The sequence below is a fragment of the Bacillus sp. SIMBA_074 genome (genome assembly GCF_046534555.1).
GTDB lineage: Bacteria > Bacillota > Bacilli > Bacillales > Bacillaceae_G > Bacillus_A > Bacillus_A mycoides.
Genome location: NZ_JAWRYM010000567.1, coordinates 1 through 269, shown reverse-complemented (window position 1 = coordinate 269; position 269 = coordinate 1). Strand labels below are relative to the sequence as shown.

Annotated in this window: 1 protein-coding gene; it reads right to left on the bottom strand. The window is 37.2% G+C overall.

What is annotated here, in order from left to right; genetic code table 11:
- Positions 1-227: GerAB/ArcD/ProY family transporter (locus tag SB773_RS32000; RefSeq protein ID WP_410594369.1), on the bottom strand; the 227-nt coding region annotated here is incomplete at its 3' end.
- Positions 228-269 lie beyond the last annotated feature (42 nt).

The following is a 269-nucleotide window of genomic DNA, read 5'->3' as shown; positions in this document are numbered from 1 at the left end:
ACAATAAGGCTATGTTTTTGCTTCACGGTAAACAGCTGCTTCAGTCCTCTCGTGCCGGCCCAAATAAGCAAACAAACACTATTAAGTACGTTAAACAGCCAAATGGAGATCCCCATAAACTCAAATCTTTCAAGAAAAGGAAAATCAGCAATTTTCCAAAAAGTTAATGTCGGCCAAATCGACTCAATTAATTGAGCCTTAGTAAAGTACATAAGGGAAACGATCATTATTACTAAATAACAAAAAGTACTGAACGCCGCTCCATAATG